General features: G+C 60.7%; 16 protein-coding genes and 1 pseudogene. 16 read left to right on the forward strand and 1 reads right to left on the reverse strand.

What is annotated here, in order from left to right:
* Positions 1-696 (reverse strand): response regulator, encoded by a 696-nt coding sequence (locus tag AC07WC_RS03075; protein WP_495208692.1) that lies wholly within the window; start codon positions 694-696, stop codon positions 1-3.
* Positions 697-933: 237 nt separating this feature from the next.
* Here AC07WC_RS03075 and AC07WC_RS03080 point away from each other — a divergent pair, with 237 nt between their 5' ends.
* From AC07WC_RS03080 to AC07WC_RS03155, 16 genes and pseudogenes are all read left to right on the forward strand, one after another.
* A complete protein-coding gene (locus AC07WC_RS03080) occupies positions 934-1,653 on the forward strand; it encodes a response regulator transcription factor (RefSeq protein WP_495208693.1) in 720 nt (239 codons plus the stop codon).
* Between the two features lie 254 nt (positions 1,654-1,907).
* Positions 1,908-2,891 (forward strand): P-type conjugative transfer ATPase TrbB, encoded by a 984-nt coding sequence (gene trbB, locus AC07WC_RS03085; RefSeq protein ID WP_495208694.1) that lies wholly within the window; start codon positions 1,908-1,910, stop codon positions 2,889-2,891.
* An 8-nt stretch (positions 2,892-2,899) separates the two neighbouring features.
* Positions 2,900-3,289, forward strand: coding sequence for a TrbC/VirB2 family protein (locus tag AC07WC_RS03090; protein ID WP_495208695.1), 390 nt, complete (start codon positions 2,900-2,902; stop codon positions 3,287-3,289).
* Position 3,290: 1 nt separating this feature from the next.
* A complete protein-coding gene (locus AC07WC_RS03095) occupies positions 3,291-3,602 on the forward strand; it encodes a conjugal transfer protein TrbD (RefSeq protein ID WP_495208696.1) in 312 nt (103 codons plus the stop codon).
* Positions 3,599-6,136, forward strand: a complete 2,538-nt coding sequence (locus tag AC07WC_RS03100; protein WP_495208697.1) for a VirB4 family type IV secretion/conjugal transfer ATPase — start codon at positions 3,599-3,601, stop codon at positions 6,134-6,136. The genes AC07WC_RS03095 and AC07WC_RS03100 overlap by 4 nt, the downstream gene beginning before the upstream one ends.
* Entirely contained in the window at positions 6,133-6,852 is a 720-nt protein-coding gene (locus AC07WC_RS03105; protein ID WP_495208698.1) for a VirB8/TrbF family protein, read from the forward strand. The genes AC07WC_RS03100 and AC07WC_RS03105 overlap by 4 nt, the downstream gene beginning before the upstream one ends.
* A gap of 10 nt (positions 6,853-6,862) precedes the next feature.
* Entirely contained in the window at positions 6,863-7,750 is an 888-nt protein-coding gene (trbG, locus tag AC07WC_RS03110) for a P-type conjugative transfer protein TrbG (RefSeq protein ID WP_495208699.1), read from the forward strand.
* A gap of 2 nt (positions 7,751-7,752) precedes the next feature.
* Positions 7,753-8,199 (forward strand): conjugal transfer lipoprotein TrbH, encoded by a 447-nt coding sequence (locus tag AC07WC_RS03115; protein ID WP_495208772.1) that lies wholly within the window; start codon positions 7,753-7,755, stop codon positions 8,197-8,199.
* Positions 8,200-8,202: 3 nt separating this feature from the next.
* Positions 8,203-9,504 (forward strand): TrbI/VirB10 family protein, encoded by a 1,302-nt coding sequence (locus AC07WC_RS03120; protein WP_495208700.1) that lies wholly within the window; start codon positions 8,203-8,205, stop codon positions 9,502-9,504.
* 75 nt (positions 9,505-9,579) lie between these two features.
* Positions 9,580-10,419, forward strand: coding sequence for a TrbJ/VirB5 family protein (locus tag AC07WC_RS03125; protein WP_495208701.1), 840 nt, complete (start codon positions 9,580-9,582; stop codon positions 10,417-10,419).
* 103 nt (positions 10,420-10,522) lie between these two features.
* Positions 10,523-13,639 carry a P-type conjugative transfer protein TrbL gene (gene trbL, locus AC07WC_RS03130; protein WP_495208702.1) on the forward strand — a complete coding sequence of 1,039 codons (3,117 nt, stop codon included), beginning with the start codon at positions 10,523-10,525 and terminating at the stop codon, positions 13,637-13,639.
* Positions 13,629-14,057, forward strand: a pseudogene (locus AC07WC_RS03135) (transglycosylase SLT domain-containing protein); the annotation flags it as partial. The gene trbL and the pseudogene AC07WC_RS03135, both read left to right, overlap by 11 nt.
* Positions 14,058-14,104: 47 nt before the next feature.
* Positions 14,105-15,097 (forward strand): fimbrial protein, encoded by a 993-nt coding sequence (locus AC07WC_RS03140; protein ID WP_495208703.1) that lies wholly within the window; start codon positions 14,105-14,107, stop codon positions 15,095-15,097.
* Positions 15,098-15,136: 39 nt separating this feature from the next.
* Complete coding sequence (gene traF, locus AC07WC_RS03145; RefSeq protein ID WP_495208704.1) at positions 15,137-15,709, forward strand: conjugative transfer signal peptidase TraF; 573 nt, start codon at positions 15,137-15,139, stop codon at positions 15,707-15,709.
* 148 nt (positions 15,710-15,857) lie between these two features.
* A complete protein-coding gene (locus AC07WC_RS03150; RefSeq protein WP_495208705.1) occupies positions 15,858-16,421 on the forward strand; it encodes a fimbrial protein in 564 nt (187 codons plus the stop codon).
* 104 nt (positions 16,422-16,525) lie between these two features.
* On the forward strand, positions 16,526-17,275 hold the full coding sequence (locus AC07WC_RS03155; protein WP_495208706.1) for a fimbrial biogenesis chaperone: 750 nt from the start codon (positions 16,526-16,528) through the stop codon (positions 17,273-17,275).
* The last annotated feature ends 87 nt before the right edge of the window (positions 17,276-17,362 follow it).

A 17,362-nucleotide genomic window follows, 5' to 3' on the forward strand; every position in this document is an offset into this window, starting at 1 on the left:
CTATGCTGTCTGCGGCTCTGGCGTTGACGACGTTTCACGGACCAGCGGCGCCACCAAGTTGGCCAACCGAAACAGGTCGGTGTCACCTAGAAGGCCGAGTTTGCGGTACGCCGAGCGCTTCTGGGTGCTGATCGTCTTCTCGCTGAGCCCTTGCTCCCTGGCCAGGCCGGAGACCCCGGCGCCTGCCAGACTATGGCGAAGCACGATGCGCTCCCGAGGGCTAAGCACCACGCTCGGTGCCCGACATGTATCGTGGATTCGCCCCGAAGGCGTGGTGGTCAGCCGCATGATGGTCTCGATCAGCGTGGACCAGTCCGCGCTCCTATGCAGGTAGCCGTGCGCACCCGCCTGCATGGCGGTCGCCGTAATGAGCTGACTCTCGTTGGTCGATATCACCAGAATCCGGACCTGCGGATGACACTGGCGAACCTGATTGATTATCTGGTCGCTGCCGAGATCGTGGCTGCTCAAGACATACTCAATCAGCACCATATCGACCGGCACGCGAGCCAGACCGGCGAACAGATCGTGGCTGTCCGTCCATGCCCCCTGTAGTTGAAGTCCGGATTCCTGCGCCAAGGCTTCTGCCAGCAACTGCGACATCGTGGGATGGCTGTCGAGTAGGGCAATCCGCACTGGACAAGCCGTATCGGGGTCATCGGGGGGGCATCGTCTTTCAAGAATTCTATTGCTCATCTTTCAAGAATTTTATTGCTCAGGTGATCGCCGCTCAGGAATCCATAGAAGCCCTTTTCCGATCGATAGAGATAGGCTGTGTCTAGTGCGATGACTCGCTATTGTGGATGCAAGAGCTTGTCGGATTCTTAGGTTCCATCTGAAATTTCTTGGCGACATTCCGATATCCATTGGTAGTCCCGGGGAAACCAGAGTGCGCGTGATATCGTCGTGCTCTGTCCTACTTGGAGCTGCTGAATGAGCCCTCTTCAGTACTGCGATGACATGCCCGCCCCAGTCGCGGAGCTTGGTCGCGTTCCCTGCATCGACGCGACAAGCGGGATACGTCTGACCTTCCTTGATCACCTGGTGATGAATAGAGATGTCCTGGCGTGGCGCATTGCTCAAGAACAGGGGTTGCACGTTGGCCATTGCTTTGCCGACGTTGAAGCCTTACTCGCGATTGAGCCTGATGCTCTTGGTGATGTCATCGTCAGCAACTACGCGCTGGCGGCCGGGAGTCTGGATGGCATCGTCCTTGTCCGCCTGCTGCGCCAGCAGCGGCCACGGCAGCGACTGTTGATCCTCAGCGACGAGGCCACGACGGGCCTGGTCAGTATGGTCATGCGTGCCGGTGCGAGCGGCGTGGTGAGCAAGTCCCGTCCGTGGGCTGAGATTGTGGCCGCGATTCGTACCGTTGCCGCTGGGCACGCCTCCATTGCCCGCGATCCAACCCACTCATGGCAGACGGCGGGCAGTCGGCGAGCAGGTAGCAACATGGAACTGACGGTGCTGGATCATCCTTGGTTGACAGAGCAGGAACGTGATGTGTTGCGCTGCTGTTTGACCGGATTGTCCGTCAACCAGATCGCGCAGAAGCTCCAGCGCAGTGCCCATACCATCAGTACACAGAAGCGCTGCGCATTCCGGAAGCTGGATATCGGCACTGATTTCGATCTGTTCGCCATGTTCGGCTGATCGCACTGGCGGCCCGCAACCTAGCGGCTGGCGAACCTGTTGATGGTCTCAACCGTGGCGGGTGCGGTACGCGGTACGCGCACTGGCCTGGCAGCCCGCTCAAAAGTACGGGGCCCGGAGGTCAATTAGGATTATCGCCAGTTGGATTCGACTGGCGGCCTAGAGACTGCGTGGGGCGACCTCCCTACGATTACTCGTCTGTTCGCGAGCGCTTCTGGCAAGCACTCCTCGCGGTCGCCACGAGGCTCGTATTCATGCACGGAATCGTCAACTCAATAGCACCCGCGCGGGGTGAGGCTGTGACGATGGAGTCGCGCGCCAGAGGCAAGCTTCGCCGCGATGCGGGCGAGTGCTTCATGAGCGCCCTCAGTGATCCGCGGACCATCGAGGTGATGTTGAATGCAGATGGCCGCTTGTGGCAGGAGCGACTGGGTGAACCGATGCGTTGCATCGGTTCGATGAGCCAGTCGCAGTCGGAAGCGGTGATCAAAACGGTGGCCGGCTTCCACGGGCTGGAAATCACGCGGGACCAGCCAATGATCGAGGCCGAGTTCCCGTTGGACGGGTCGCGTTTCGCTGCGCAGATGCCTCCAGTGGTGAGCGCCCCGACCTTTGCGCTGCGCAAGAAAGCCGTCGCCGTGATGGGGTTGGATGATTACGTCAACAGTGGCGTGATGACATCTATACAGCGGGAAGTGATCGCGGAGGCAGTGGCTGCGCACCGCAATATTCTAGTGGTTGGTGGTACCGGCTCGGGAAAAACAACGCTAGTCAATGCGATCATTCAACAGATGGTCGCGCATGGACCTGATGAGCGCATCTTCATTATTGAAGACACCGGGGAGATTCAGTGCTCGGCCACCAACTTCGTGCAATATCACACCACTCCTCGGGTCGGGATGACCGGTCTGCTGCGTGCTTCGCTGCGCATGCGGCCGGACCGGATTTTGGTGGGCGAGGTGCGCGGACCGGAGGCGCTGGATCTGCTGATGGCGTGGAATACAGGCCATGAGGGGGGCGCGGCAACCCTCCATGCCAACAACGCGATCGCCGCACTGAGTCGACTCTCAATGCTGGTGAGCATGCATGTTGATTCTCCCTCGCTCATCGAGCCGCTGATCGGTGAATGTGTGCATCTAATCGTTCATATCGAACGAAGCGGCGCCGGTCGCCGTGTCAGTCAGCTGGTCAGTGTGCATGGGTATGCGCACGGCCAGTATCAATTACAAACTTTGTAGGAGTTGAGATGTCGGTTTCTCGTTGTAATGATCGTAAGTCTCGTCATCGCCGGATGGCCTTGCTAATCCTGCTTCTGGCATTGCCGGGTCTGGCCTATGCTGGTGGAGCCGGTAATGCGGACCTTCCGTACGAAGGCGCCATGGAGAAGTTGGTCGCCTCGCTGACGGGGCCAGTGGCATTCGGCATCTCAGTCATCGGTGTTGTTGCAGCAGGTGCGATGCTGATTTTTGGCGGCGACATGAGTGGCTTCATGCGCTCGATTGTATTCTTAGTGCTAGTGATTGGGCTGATGGTCACAGCGGCCTCGGTGCTGAGTGGTCTGTTTGGCGTCAGCGGCGGTGTCATCGATGCGGGCGCCATGTTGCTGGACCCACTGACCTATAGCGGATTGGCCTGATATGTCCCTGCGGCGCGTGCCCATTCGCAGGGCCGGTAACCGCGAGAACCTGTTCATGGGCGGGGATCGCGAGCTCGTGATGCTGTCCGGGTTGCTTTCGGTGGTGTTGATATTCAGCGTGCAGTCGCTAGTGGCTGTGGTAATGGGTGCGGGGCTATGGTTCGTTGCGTTGTTCCTGCTTCGGCTGATGGCCAAGGCGGATCCGCGCATGCGCCGGGTGTATCTGCGCAATCGACGCTATCAGGCGTACTACTCCCCTCGCTCCACCCCGTTCCGTGTGAATTCCCCCGCGCAGGCCAGGCAATACGCATGATCGTAATCGTCACCTTAGCGCTGGCTGTGATCGGCAGCGCACTCATGATATGGCTCTTCATCCAGGTTGGTCAGGCGCAGGCGGCCGACCGGCTGGTCCGACATCGTAGCGGTGCGGCTGGGCTGGCCGACCTGCTCAACCACGCCGCCGTGGTGGATGATGGCATCATCGTTTGCAAGAACGGTGCCCTGTGTGCGGCGTGGCTGTATCGCGGGGACGACGCCGCAAGCAGTACTGACCAGCAGCGTGAGGCAGTGTCGATGCGCTTGAATCAGGCGTTGGCGCGCCTTGGCAGTGGGTGGATGATTCACGTCGATGCAGTGCGTCAGCAGGCACCCAGCTATGTGGCTCCCGGCGCGTCAAACTTTCCTGACCCGGTCACGGCCGCAATCGACGAAGAGCGGCGGCGGCTGTTCGAGGGCTTGGGCGTCATGTACGAAGGCTACTTCGTACTGACCGTCACTTATTTCGCTCCGATGCTGGCACAGCGTAAGTTCATCGAGCTGATGTTTGACGACGACGCCAAAGTGCAGGGCGACAAGGGCACTACCGCGCGGCTGCTGGAGCATTTCCGGCGAGAATGCATTTCGTTGGAATCGCGCTTGGCTTCAGCGGTGCAGTTGCGCAGGTTGAAAGCAGTACCGAGTACCGATGAAGTCGGTCGAGCGATCAGCCATGATGATTTCCTGCGCTGGCTGCAGCACTGCGTGACTGGAATCGATCAATCAGTGCGGTTGCCGGATCAACCCATCTATCTGGATGCGCTGATTGGTGGCCAAGAGTTGTGGACGGGTGTGATCCCGCGGATCGGCCGCAAGTTCGTGCAGGTGGTGGCGGTCGAGGGTTTTCCACTGGAATCCAGTCCGGGCATGTTGGGAGCGCTCGCCGAACTGCAATGCCAGTACCGCTGGTCCAATCGGTTCATCTTCATGGACCAGCATGAAGCGGTAAAACACCTGGAGGCCTATCGCAAGAAGTGGCGGCAGAAGGTTCGCGGCTTCTTCGACCAGGTATTCAATACCAACACAGGCACCGTCGATCAGGATGCTTTGATGATGGTGGCCGATGCCGAGGCGGCGATCGCCGAGGTCAATAGTGGCCTGGTTGCTCAGGGCTATTACACCAGTGTCGTGGTGCTGATGGATGAGGACCGGCAGCGCTTGGAACAATCGGCCCGCCAGGTCGAAAAGGTGATCAACGCGCTGGGGTTCGTAGCGAGGATCGAAACTGTCAATACGATGGACGCATTCCTGGGCAGTCTTCCCGGGCATGGGGTGGAGAACGTCCGGCGGCCGCTTCTCAATACCATGAACCTGGCTGACCTACTGCCGACGAGCACGATCTGGCCCGGAGAGAGTCGCGCGCCGTGCCCGATGTATCCGGATAACGCGCCGCCGCTGATGAGCTGCGTGACGCAGGGGGCCACGCCGTTCCGGCTCAACCTGCACGTGCGGGACGTGGGGCATACCTTCATTTTTGGGCCGATTGGCGCTGGCAAGTCGACCCACCTGGGGCTGGTTGCCGCGCAGCTTCGCCGGTACCAGGGCATGTCGTTGTACTGCTTCGACAAGGGTATGTCGATGTTCGCGCTCGCTGCGGCCTGTGGTGGGCATCACTACAACATTGGCGTGGAGGAAGATCGGTTGGCGTTCTGCCCGCTGCAGTTCCTTCAGACCAAGGCCGATCGTGCCTGGGCGCTGGAGTGGATCGACACCGTGCTGGCGCTCAATGGCCTGGAGACCACGGCGGCACAGCGCAATGAGATTGGCAATGCGTTGGGCAGCATGCACGAAAGTGGTGCGTGTACGTTGTCTGATTTCAGTCTGACCATTCAGGATCGCGCAGTCCGCGAGGCACTGGAGCAGTATACCGGTGACGGTGCGATGGGCCATCTTCTGGATGCCGAGCATGATGCGCTGGCGCTCTCGGATTTCACCGTGTTCGAGATTGAAGAGCTACTCAACATGGGGGAGCGATTTGCATTGCCTGTACTGCTGTACCTGTTCCGCCGCATAGAGCGTTCGCTGCGAGGTCAGCCTACAGCGATTATTCTCGATGAGGCGTGGTTGATGCTCGGTCACCCGGTATTCCAGACCAAGATTCGTGAGTGGCTCAAGGTGCTACGCAAAAGCAATTGCCTGGTATTGATGGCCACGCAGAGTCTGAGCGATGCAGCAAACTCGGGGATCCTTGATGTGATCCTCGAATCGACCGCCACCAAGATATTCCTGCCGAACGTGCACGCGCGTGATGAGGAGACGTCTGTCTTGTATCGACGCATGGGGCTGAACGACCGGCAGATCGACATTCTTGTCGGGGCCGTACCCAAGCGCCACTATTACTACGTTTCTGAACTTGGGCGGCGTTTGTACGACCTGGCGATTGGTCCGGTCGCACTGGCATTCATTGGAAGTAGTGACCGCGAATCGATCGCCTCCATTCAGACATTGCGTCAGCGCCATGGCGATGCCTGGGTGCACGAATGGGCGCGCATCAAGGGCTTCAACCTTCACGACTATGGAACCGTGTCATGACTAAACAGACCGATGCGCGCAGGGTCAGGGTCACCTTGTCCGACGATCAGCCGGCGACCCCCTATCTAGCTTCGCGCCGTGCCTGGAACGCGCACGTTGGTGCACTGGTTGCCTCACGCCGGCTATGGCAGTTGGTGGGCGTGGTCGCCATGTTGATTGTGCTGGCTTGCGTGGGTGGGTTGGTGCACATAGGCAGTCAATCCAAATGGGTGCCCTACGTGGTGGAGGTCGACAAGCTAGGCCAACCCTTGGCGGTGGGTATTGCCGATCGTGCCAGCCCGGCTGATCCACGAGTCATCCGTGCCACGGTGGCCACCTTCATAACTGACCTGCGCACTGTCACTCCCGATACCGCCTTGCAGCGCAAAGCAATCTTTCGAGTTTACGCGGTACTGGCGGCCGGTGCTGCGGCGACGCACAAGACCAACGAGTGGTTCAGTGGCGCCGGCAATATAAGCCCGTTCAAGCGTGCCGCGACCGAAACGGTAAACGTCCAGATCGAATCGGTATTGGCTCAGAGCGCCGAATCCTGGCAGGTGGAGTGGATCGAAACTGTGCGCGATCGCAAGGGCAAGCCGGTGGCAGAGCCGACCCGCATGCGCGCGCTGGTCAGCGTGCAGGTTGCCAACCAGCCATCTGGGGCGAGTGAGCAGCAACTGCGCGACAACCCGTTGGGTGTTTTTATTACTGATTTTTCGTGGTCCAGGCAGAGCTGAAATCGTCCCTATGAAACCCCTTGCACTATTTATCTCGCTCGTCATGTTGCCCTCTGGCGCTGCGGCCGCCGAGTCTGATGCACTGCAACGATTGTTGGATGCCCCCGAGCCGGCGTTGTCTGAACAGGCCCGGGCAGCGGTAGCGCTTGCAAGCAAGTGGCAGGCCAATCCTGCCAGTCGAGCGCAACCGGTGGCTGCGGCCGACGGTGCAATTCGATTCCTGTTCGGGGCGGGTCAGCCAACTGTTGTATGCGCGATAATGCAGGTCTGTGATGTGGAGCTGCAACCCGGCGAGGTGGTTAACTCGGTGCATCTGGGCGATGCAGTACGCTGGCTTGTGGAGCCGGCACTGACCGGCGCTGGCGCCGGTGCACTGCAGCACCTGATCATCAAGCCTCTGGACGTTGGCCTGGAAACCTCGCTGGTCGTGACCACCAACCGTCGCACCTACCATCTCAGTCTGCGCTCGCATCGCACCGAGTTTCTGCCGCGAGTTGGCTTCATCTATGGGGATGAAGTTGCAGCGCGTTGGGAGGCAATCAAGCGGATGCAGACACAAGCGCGCCAAACGCGAACCATTCCCGCTACCGGGGAGTATCTGGGGAATCTCGACTTCAACTACACCGTCAGCGGGAATGCCCCCTGGAAGCCGGTGCGGGTCTACAACGATGGTGTCAAGACCATTATCGAGATGCCTAGGGCAATGGCGCAGACTGAGGCGCCGACCCTGTTGTCCATTCGCGAAAATGGGTCCCCTCAAGGTGCCGATGAAACTGTTCTGGTCAACTACAGAATGCAGGAAAACCGCTACATCGTCGATGCCGTGCTGGATCACGCGATCCTGATCACTGGGGTCGGGCGAGGTCAGCGCAAGATAACTCTGCGTCGAGGGCGTTGATCGTGCGTGTCTTCAGCATTTTCATTATCGCGACGATGCAGCTTGCGGCGTGTGCGGTGACCCCGCGTCTGGACGCTGTGCCGGCTGCGGCAGTTGCGCTCGCGCCCGATGGAGTAGACGGCGTTGTGGACGAGGTAGTGCGACGCTTGGTCAGGAGCTATTCGCCCGCGTCTACGCGCTGGACGCTGCGCAGACCAGCGACGGACGCGTTCGGATTGGCGCTGGTCAACAAGTTGCGCCGCGCAGGTTACGCCGTGGAAGAGCCCGTGGCTGCGCGCAGCGCATCGATTTCGGCCCCACAAGGTCGTCTGCTGAGCTATGTGTTTGAACCTGTGGACGCCGGAATATATCGGCTGAGCCTGCGTGTCGATCAGCATGCGCTGTCGCGGGCCTACCAGGCCGGCAATGGATCCATGGTTCCGGCCGGCGCGTGGTCCCAGGGAGAATAAGTGATGCAGTCTCATTCCAACGAAATGGGCTCCGGGGCCGATACAGGGGCGCGTGGCGGTGTGCGCCGGGTCAATAATTTTCCGTTGTATCTGGTTGGTGGCGTTGGCGTAGTGTTCGCGCTGATATTGGTGGTTGTCATCGGTGGCCGTAACAGCGCGGGTGCGGATGGCGCCGGCGGCGGCGACGTCCCGGCGATGGTCAGTAGTACCGCGCCGATGGCGATCTCGATGGCGCAGCAGCTGGCTGGCAACCAGATGGACGGCATCGTGCCAGAAGCCGCGCCGGCGAGCGCATCGCCAGCACACCTGGTGGTGCCTGTCGCGCGGATTGACGACGAAGAGGGTCCCCCGTTGCCTTCGACGCGAGGTGAGGCCGGTGATCCAGAGCTGCAGCGGATTCGAATGCAGCGACTACAGCAGGTGCAACAGGCGCTAGCAGCGCGGACTGGGGTGCTCAGTTCGAAGCAGCTACAGGCTCCCCAAGGGCCAGCGCGCGGCAATGATGCGCCAGTTGTTCCAGCAGCCGGTATTGGAACAGCGCCTGCACAGCGTCCTTTGTCGGCCTCGTATGAAGAACTGCGTCGCCAGTTGAGCGGCTCCAATGCCGAACAACAGATTCAGCGTCAGCGGGGCAATGATTTCTCCCAGTTCGCGTCCGGCGGCGAGGATGGCGACCGTTGGCAGTTGAATAGTCGGGTTGAGGCTCCCAGAACTCCATTTACATTACGTGCCGGATTCGTCATTCCTGCGGTGCTGATCTCCGGTATCAGCTCGGACCTGCCAGGGCAGATCATCGGGCAGGTCAGTCAGGACGTCTACGATACAGCTACCGGCCGGCATCGGATCATTCCACAGGGTACGCGCCTGATCGGTGCATACAGTAGTGAGGTGGCGTATGGGCAACGGCGGGTGCTCGTGGCTTGGCAGCGCCTGGTGTTTCCGGATGGGCGTGCGATGGACATCGGCGCGATGCCCGGCGCGGATGGTGGCGGTTATTCGGGCATGCAGGATCGGGTCAACAACCACTACCTCCGGATCTTCGGCCAGGCGGTACTGCTATCCGGTGTCATCGCCGGGGTCGAGATGAGTCAGAAGGATCGTAATCAGGAGATAGGGGGCAGCCTTACCGCTGGCAGTGCGATGAGCCAGGCGCTGGGACAGAGCCTGGGGCAGGCGCTGACCCAGTTGTTCCAGAAAAACCTAAACATCGCGCCTACGCTCGAAGTCCGGCCAGGCTTCCGATTCAACGTGATGGTGGTTAAGGATCTGGACTTCGATCGTCCGTATGTCGCCTTGGCCTACTGAGTTGCAGAAGCAACGGCGGCAGAAATTGCTCTGCCGTACTACGCCCTTTGGGGAATTTTTCAGGAGAGTACTGTTATGAAAAAGCGTGGTTTGGCTTTGTCCGTAGGAAGTGTGCTGGCAATGGCCTCCATCAATCCTGCGATGGCGGTGATGCCGGTTCTGGACGCGGCCAATCTGGCCGTCAATACGACGAACTCTGTCGCGAATGTTGCTACTTCGCTGAAGATGCATTTGCTGCTCGATCGCCTCAATCACATGGGGGATGGGGATGTCATTTATCACATCAAAAATGAGGAGTACAACAATAAGTTCATAGAGCATAATGAGGATGTGACTAATCACAATGAGTATATCGCCAACATATATAACGAAAACAATTATTATTGTAATATCGGTGCGGGCACTGGTGCTGAGGCGATGGCTGGAGATCAGATCTGCTCTGGCAATGGCGATCCGGGTGAGATCGTCATTCCCATTCCGGTGGCCTATGGTGTTGGCAAATTCGGAGAGCACGATAGTGCTGACCAGTATATGGACGAAACCCGACAGGTGCTGGCCGATCTGGCGGATTATGATGAGAAGCGTTTTACCTCTGTGATGGACAGCAATGCTGTGCAGGCCAAAGCTGTGGACCAGCAGGCGCGTGCGTTCGCCGATGACAGCAATCGCCTGAAGGCTTTGACCGAAGCCTCCACCGCCAACATGGGGTCACGCATGCAGGCAGTATTCTCGAACCAGATTGCCGCCGCGCAGACTGCTGAAATGATGCAGATGCGTGCGCTGATGTTGGCGGACCAGAACGCGCAGGTGGTGCGTGCGCAGGAAGTGGCGTCGCGCAGTGCGCGTGAGGCCGTGGCCGAGCGTCGCCTGCGTATGGCACCGGACCTGAGCACCGAAGCAATCGGTCGTTGGTAAACCTCAGTAAATAGTGGTCCCCGCGCCGGACGATGGCGCGGGGTCATCTGTATGTGTTTTGCATGCCTTCACCGTATGGCATGGACAGGATGATGAGACGTTGATGAATCGGATTGATCCCACTACCAGGCGTTTACTCCGCGCTGCCTTATTTTCGTGTGTGGTATTGGTGCTGGTCCCTGGCATTGCGCATGCAGCGGTGGATCCATATCCGATCGACAATCTGTTACGTCGTTTTGAAGGCCTGCTGGAGCTTTGGCTGCTGGCGGTGCAGTCCGCCGCAGAATGGCTGTTCTGGGCGTTGGCAACCATCAGTCTGACCTGGACGATGGGGATGATGGTGTTCCGGCAAGCCGACTTCGGTGAGTTGTTTGCCGAGCTGGTGCGTTTTGTGATTCTTACCGGAATCTTCTGGTGGCTGCTGATCAGTGGTGGCGGTGCAGACGGGCTGGTTTACAGCATCCTTGAAAGCATGAAGATCCTGGGTGAGCGCGCGGCCAACGACGGCGGCGACGGCGGACTTCGTCCGGCGGCACTGTTGCGCAGCGGATATGAAGTGTTCTTCGAAGTGGCCAGCCAGTCCAGTGAAGATGCCTGGCCTGATTCGGACAAAATTGTCGGCATGATGCTTGCGACCATGGTGCTGGCACTGGTAGCCCTGGCTGCCGTGAGCATGATGGTGGTCCAGGTGATGTTCTGGTTATTGGCATTCGGTGGGTTGTTTCTGCTTGGCTTCGGTGGTGCGCGCTGGTCTTCCGGTCTGGCAATCAATTACTACAGGCATGTGCTTGCCGTGGGCATGGCCTACTTCACGATGCTACTGTTGGCCGGCACCGGCGAAATATTTCTACGTGACTACAGCGATAGTGTGGTCGATGCGATTACCTTGCCCAATCTGGCGATCATGCTGGTCGCCACCATCGTACTGTTGGCGTTGCTCGTGCGCATTCCCTCGATGGTATCCAGTATCGTTCTGGGGTCGCACTTCGGTGGCAACGACGGAGGCTCATTGAACGCGCGCGTGCTGGCGATGGGTGGTACGGCGATCGCCAATGGTGTTGACCGCGCCAGCAACGGTGCACAGGCACTTTACGCCGCGTATCGTAGTGCTGAGCCTGCCGCTGCTACACCGGCGGCACACCCAACGTACACAGGCAGTGCTGCCGGTGTGCATGCCAGCGACCTCGGCGCGACATTGCCTGCCTCTGTACTGACCACGCAGTCGCTATACAGCAATGATTACGGTAGTGACAGCGGAGCCAGTGTGTTCACCGCGACTGCGGCGCCATATGAGATCGCGAATGTGCAGGCGCCGGTCGACGAGAGCAAGCCCGCTGCGCGTGCCGTCTCTCTTGGAATGCCTTCCGAACAGGCCGAGCCACGGACGGCCCCAGTTGATGCGGATCGCCGCCCCCCGATAGCTGGCCATGATGATGTCGGTGACGATGCGACCTCAACGCTCAACGTGGACGCGGCAACGCGAGCGCAGTCGATGCTGCCGCCGACCGTCGTCAACACCGGTCATGACCTACCGCCGCAGGTGTCGAACGTACAGGCGCCGGTGGGCGACCGGGAAGAAGCCAGGCTGCCGCCGACGCTGACGGTACCGCAGCATGCGTCGCCGATGGCCGCGGGCGACCTGCCGGCATCGGTGATCGATGTGGATGGGGATGTGCGGGCGCAGTCGGTGCTGCCGCCGGCTGGTGTCAACACCGGTCATGACCTGCCGCCGCAGGTGTCGAACGTACAGGCGCCGGTGGGCGACCGGGAAGAAGCCAGGCTGCCGCCGACGCTGACGGTACCGAAGCGCGCGTCGCCGATGGCCGCGGGCGACCTGCCGGCATCGGTGATCGATGCGGATGGGGATGTGCGGGCGCAGTCGGTGCTGCCGCCGACCGTGGTCAACACCGGTCACGACCTGCCGCCGCAGGTGTCGAACGTACAGGCGCCGGTGGGCGACCGGGAAGAAGCCAGGCTGCCGCCGACGCTGACGGTACCGAAGCGCGCGTCGCCGATGGCCGCGGGCGTCCTGCCGGCATCGGTGATCGATGCGGATGGGGATGTGCGAGCGCAGTCGATGCTGCCGCCGACCGTCGTCAACACCGGTCATGACCTGCCGCCGCAGGTGTCGAACGTACAGGCGCCGGTGGGCGACCGGGAAGAAGCCAGGCTGCCGCCGACGCTGACGGTACCGAAGCGCGCGTCGCCGATGGCCGCGGGCGACCTGCCGGCATCGGTGATCGATGTGGATGGGGATGTGCGAGCGCAGTCGATGCTGCCGCCGACCGTCGTCAACACCGGTCATGACCTGCCGGCTCAGGTGTCGAACGTACAGGCGCCGGTGGGCGACCGGGAAGAAGCCAGGCTGCCGCCGACGCTGACGGTACCGCAGCACGCGTCGCCGATGGCCGCGGGCGACCTGCCGGCATCGGTGATCGATGCGGATGGGGATGTGCGGGCGCAGTCGGTGATGCCGCCGACCGTGGTCAACACCGGTCACGACCTGCCGCCGCAGGTGTCGAACGTACAGGTGCCAGGGCGTGACCCGGATGAGGTCAGGCCGACGCCGACGGTGCGGCAGCACGCGTCGCAGACGGCCCCGGGCGACTTGCCGGCATCGGTAATCGATGTGGATGGCGATGTGCGGGTGCAGTCGGTGCTGCCGCCGGCCGTGGTCAACACCGGTCATGCCCTGTCACCGCAGGTGTCGAACGTACCGGCGCCGGGGAGCGACCCGGATGAAACCAAGTTGCCGCCGAGGCCGAAGGTGCCACAGCATGTGTCGCCGGTGGCCGCGGGCGACCTGCCGGCATCGGTAATCGATGTGGATGGCGATGTGCGGGTGCAGTCGGTGTTTCCAGACGCGGGTCTCGAATCCACTCGCGACGCTTCGTCATCGCTGAATGCAAAGATGCTGGTGATGGAGGCAAGCGGTGCAGACGAGCCGATCATGCAGGCGATGATATCGGCACCGATGCATGGAGCGGGCGCCAATCTGCGCGAATCGTCTGTGCCGACGCCGACGCCGACGCCGACGTCACCAGCCGGCGACAGCACGCACGCAGTCGTCATTTCGACGCCCATAGATGCACCGCCTCCCTTGCAGCATTCGGTGGTATCACAGCCAGCCGGCGCCCCGCGGCAATGGTCGGCTGCGGACAGCAAGCTGCCGCCGCAGTCGCTCGATGTATCCAATACAGGAAATGAAGATGAGCATTGATCTTCCTCCCCCACACGAAGAACGGGTGGTGTGCTCGATCGCCGCGGCAATCAAGTACGCCATACCTGCAAACATCATGCTGGCGGTCGCCGAGCAGGAAGGAGGGCGCCCAGGGCAATGGGTGCGCAACCGGAACGGCAGCTACGATGTTGGAGCGATGCAATTCAATACCGCCTACCTAAAAGAGTTGGCACGGTATGGCATCAGCAGCGCCGATGTGGCCACCGCCGGGTGTTATCCCTATGAGCTGGCGGCTTGGCGGCTACGCGGCCATCTTCGTGACGATAGTGGGGACATCTGGACACGGGCATCCAACTATCACTCCCGCACGCCACGGCACAATCAACGCTATCGCGCGCAGCTGATTCGCCGCGCAGGACACTGGGGGAGGTGGCTGGACCAGAACTTCCCGACCTACAGCGTCACGCTATCGACAGCTGACAGAGGCGGATCAGCCGGAGACTGATGCCCTCGCGAAACATCGTTCATCGACCTAATGAGAAGCACATTTTGAAACCAAAGAACCAGCTGCTTGGCGGATTGTTCGTCGCCGCCGTCGCCCTCACGCCAGGAGGCGTCCGTGCGGCCAACTGCACGTTGAACAACCTGGTCAGCTTTCCGATCCAGGGTAGCGATGCCATTCCTATCAAGCAGAACGCTCCGGTAGGTACGCTAATCAAAGCTGCTTCGGCCAATGGCGACGGCCGAGCCATGGCGACCTGCAGCGGGCTCACCGTGGTAGACAGCCGCTTTATCGGTCTGGTGCCGTCTGAACTGCCGGACATCTATCGAACTTCCTTGCCTGGTGTCGGCGTGAAGTTCGAATGGGAACCCAACGGTGGCACTCGTCGTACATTTCCGTTCGTGGTCGAGGTAGACCAGCCCGCTCGCTACACACTGACCAACGACGGCACCCTGCATGTTGGCTTCTATCGCATTGCCGGTGACTTTTCCGGCGGGATCCTCGGTGCTGGCGGCGCAGTCGAGGTGGCCGAAACCCGGGTCGATGCCCTGCGCGGCCGCCGCATCATGTTCGACAATATCCCGTTCCGCCTCGCAACGTGCTCGATTACAACGGCCTCCTTGAACCAGACGGTCGATCTGGGACGCATTACGCCACGTGATTTTGGTGGTGACGGGGGCGGTCCCTGGAAGGATTTCACCTTGGTATCCGAGGAGTGCGATCTCACCCAGTTCAATGAGGCCCGCTTTGCCTTTTCTGGCGATGCGGCAGCGGGACGTCCGGAGCTGTTCGCGGTGACAGGGGGGGCCGGCGGTGTTGCGGTACGCCTGCAGAGTGCGGGTGGGGCGGACATCGCGCCGGGTGGGGCGCTGACGCTGGCGACGCTGGCGGGCGGCGGCGAGTATGGGTTTCGGGCGCGATTCCAGCGCCTGTCCGGCAACCTGGTGTCTGGCCCGGCGCGCAGTGCGATCTTGGTGAACGTTCAGTATGACTGAGCGTCGCCATGCGCCGACAGCGCATCACAGCGCGAAGGCGTGAGCTGGCTTGGCCATCGCCGGCATCGGCGGCAAGGGGTGGCGTGCCTGTTGTTGGCGGCCGCCCTCCCGCCTTTGCTGGGCTTGTCGGGTGCACGCCTGAATACAACACCAAGTCTGGCCTACGGCCTGTACTGGGTGCAGCGCCAGCCACCTACTCCAGGCCGCTATGCAACCTTTTGCCCGATGCTCGAGCAATCGATATTTACCTTGGCAGAAGAGCGTGGCTATCTGCACGCCGGTCGCTGCCCCGGTGGAGTGCGGCCATTGCTTAAACGGGTGATGGCCGGTGCTGGCGATCTGGTGGCCATCGATGCGCGTGGCGTACACGTCAACGGTCGTCTGTTACCGCACAGCAAGCCGATGATCAAAGACGGTGCAGGCCGGTCGATGCCATCGCTGGTGCTGAGCGAGCGCCGCTTGAGTCAAGACGAGGTCCTGATGATGTCTGACATCAATGCTGCATCGTTCGATGCGCGCTACTTCGGCCCGATCAAACGTAAGCATGTGGGCGATGTGGTACGCCCAGTCTGGACCTGGAAATCATCGGGTCACGCGCCATTAGGAAAATGATGAGTTCTTTTGGGGGTAGCCCCAGATACGCCGACGGGGCCAATTGAGATAATCCGTTGCCCGCTATCTTCGGCCCGGGCGCGCTTTGGTGCCGGTGGTTGCAGGGGAAAATTTTGGATTGCTATTTATCTATGGAGAATCAGCTCACATGAAGAATATTGGGATTTCGGCAGCGCTGGTCGCGGGCATCAGCATGGCTGTAATGGGGTCGGCTCAGGCGGCAAACGATGGGCAGATCACCATCACCGGTAGTGTCACCGCGACCACCTGTACCATTGAAGGTGAAGCGCCGGGTGCCGGCACTGTAAACAAGGATGTCGATCTGCTGGGTGTCAGTGTCGCTAACCTTGCGGCCCCGGGCCAGACGGCTGGTGATAAAATGGTCACCATCAATATTGGTGGCCCGGGCGAGCCCGGTTGCACCAATGGCGACACGGCGTACGTACGCTTCGACCCATCCAGTCCTGCGATCGATTTCACCACTGGTCGTCTCAACAACACCGCAGCCACCAACCCGGCGGGAAATGTCCAGATCCAGTTCACCAATCTGGACGGATCGGTGATCGACCTTGCCAACGACGATTCGGCCGGCTACGAGATCGTTAACAACCAGGCACGCATTCCGTTGATCGTCCGCATGTACGCCAATGGCGCTGCGGCCACTCGTGGTGCCGTGGCGTCGGCTGTGGGTTTCTCGGTCGTTTATGACTGATTGACGGCACTGGTTGCCGTAACCGGAACTTGATGCACGGGCCTGCATAAGCGGGCCCGTGCAGTTTTTTCCTGCGATGAGGGGTGATGACGATGATGATACGCATGGCCGGGTTGCTCGCGTTGCTGCTTATGGCGGGCGCGGCGCAATCCAAGGTGGTGATTTCGGGAACGCGGGTGGTCTATCCAGCGCAGGAACGTGAAGTAACGATACGGCTGAACAACCTGGCCGACCAGGATCCCAGTGTGCTGCAGGTGTGGCTGGACGCTGGTCAGGAGGATTCTTCGCCTGACACGGTGGAAGTGCCATTCGTCGTCACCCCGCCGGTCTTTCGGATGGATCCGCAGAGCGCGCAGGCCCTGCGCCTTTCCTATACAGGCGAGCCTCTGCCTGACGATCGTGAGAGTCTGTTCTGGCTGAACGTCCTGGAGATCCCTCCGTACGCGGACGACGAGGACGCACAGTTGCTGCAGTTCGCCTATCGCACCCGACTGAAGTTGTTCTTCCGCCCGCAGGGGCTGACGCCGGCCAGGGTTGCGGTGCCCGAGCGACTGCACTGGTCGATGCGCTCTGCGCAGGGTTCACGTGGTGTGATTCTTCAGGTGCACAATCCGACGCCCTACTTCATGTCCTTCAGTAAGTTGACGCTGATCGATGGGGCGCGTAGCACCCCTTACAAGCGCGGACAGGAGGCCGCCGACAACATGGTGGCCCCCTATGCGTCGCAGCAATTCGAGTTTCCCGATGTGACCGTTCTGCCCGGCGCAGGCGCGCAAGTTACATTCGTGACCATTGGAGACTACGGCAATCGGGTCGAATCGTTGGCGTGGCTGATGCATGGAGACGACGGTTGATCCAGCTTCGATCGGACGTCTGACGCGTCGCGCATTACCGGTTTGCAATCAGGGCCGACGTATTTTTCTATTTATGCGAGTGCCCGC

The sequence above is a fragment of the Stenotrophomonas sp. GW821-FHT01H02A genome, from assembly GCF_059422145.1.

What these genes read in the sequence shown, in the direction of transcription:
- trbB (WP_495208694.1), top strand. Translation starts at nt 1,908, where the DNA reads ATGCACGGAATCGTCAACTCAATAGCACCCGCGCGGGGTGAGGCTGTG.
- AC07WC_RS03095 (WP_495208696.1), top strand. Translation starts at nt 3,291, where the DNA reads ATGTCCCTGCGGCGCGTGCCCATTCGCAGGGCCGGTAACCGCGAGAAC.
- AC07WC_RS03140 (WP_495208703.1), top strand. Translation starts at nt 14,105, where the DNA reads ATGCCCTCGCGAAACATCGTTCATCGACCTAATGAGAAGCACATTTTG.
- AC07WC_RS03075 (WP_495208692.1), bottom strand. Translation starts at nt 696, where the DNA reads ATGAGCAATAGAATTCTTGAAAGACGATGCCCCCCCGATGACCCCGAT.
- AC07WC_RS03080 (WP_495208693.1), top strand. Translation starts at nt 934, where the DNA reads ATGAGCCCTCTTCAGTACTGCGATGACATGCCCGCCCCAGTCGCGGAG.
- AC07WC_RS03150 (WP_495208705.1), top strand. Translation starts at nt 15,858, where the DNA reads ATGAAGAATATTGGGATTTCGGCAGCGCTGGTCGCGGGCATCAGCATG.
- AC07WC_RS03105 (WP_495208698.1), top strand. Translation starts at nt 6,133, where the DNA reads ATGACTAAACAGACCGATGCGCGCAGGGTCAGGGTCACCTTGTCCGAC.
- trbL (WP_495208702.1), top strand. Translation starts at nt 10,523, where the DNA reads ATGAATCGGATTGATCCCACTACCAGGCGTTTACTCCGCGCTGCCTTA.
- AC07WC_RS03090 (WP_495208695.1), top strand. Translation starts at nt 2,900, where the DNA reads ATGTCGGTTTCTCGTTGTAATGATCGTAAGTCTCGTCATCGCCGGATG.
- AC07WC_RS03125 (WP_495208701.1), top strand. Translation starts at nt 9,580, where the DNA reads ATGAAAAAGCGTGGTTTGGCTTTGTCCGTAGGAAGTGTGCTGGCAATG.
- trbG (WP_495208699.1), top strand. Translation starts at nt 6,863, where the DNA reads ATGAAACCCCTTGCACTATTTATCTCGCTCGTCATGTTGCCCTCTGGC.
- AC07WC_RS03120 (WP_495208700.1), top strand. Translation starts at nt 8,203, where the DNA reads ATGCAGTCTCATTCCAACGAAATGGGCTCCGGGGCCGATACAGGGGCG.
- AC07WC_RS03100 (WP_495208697.1), top strand. Translation starts at nt 3,599, where the DNA reads ATGATCGTAATCGTCACCTTAGCGCTGGCTGTGATCGGCAGCGCACTC.
- AC07WC_RS03155 (WP_495208706.1), top strand. Translation starts at nt 16,526, where the DNA reads ATGGCCGGGTTGCTCGCGTTGCTGCTTATGGCGGGCGCGGCGCAATCC.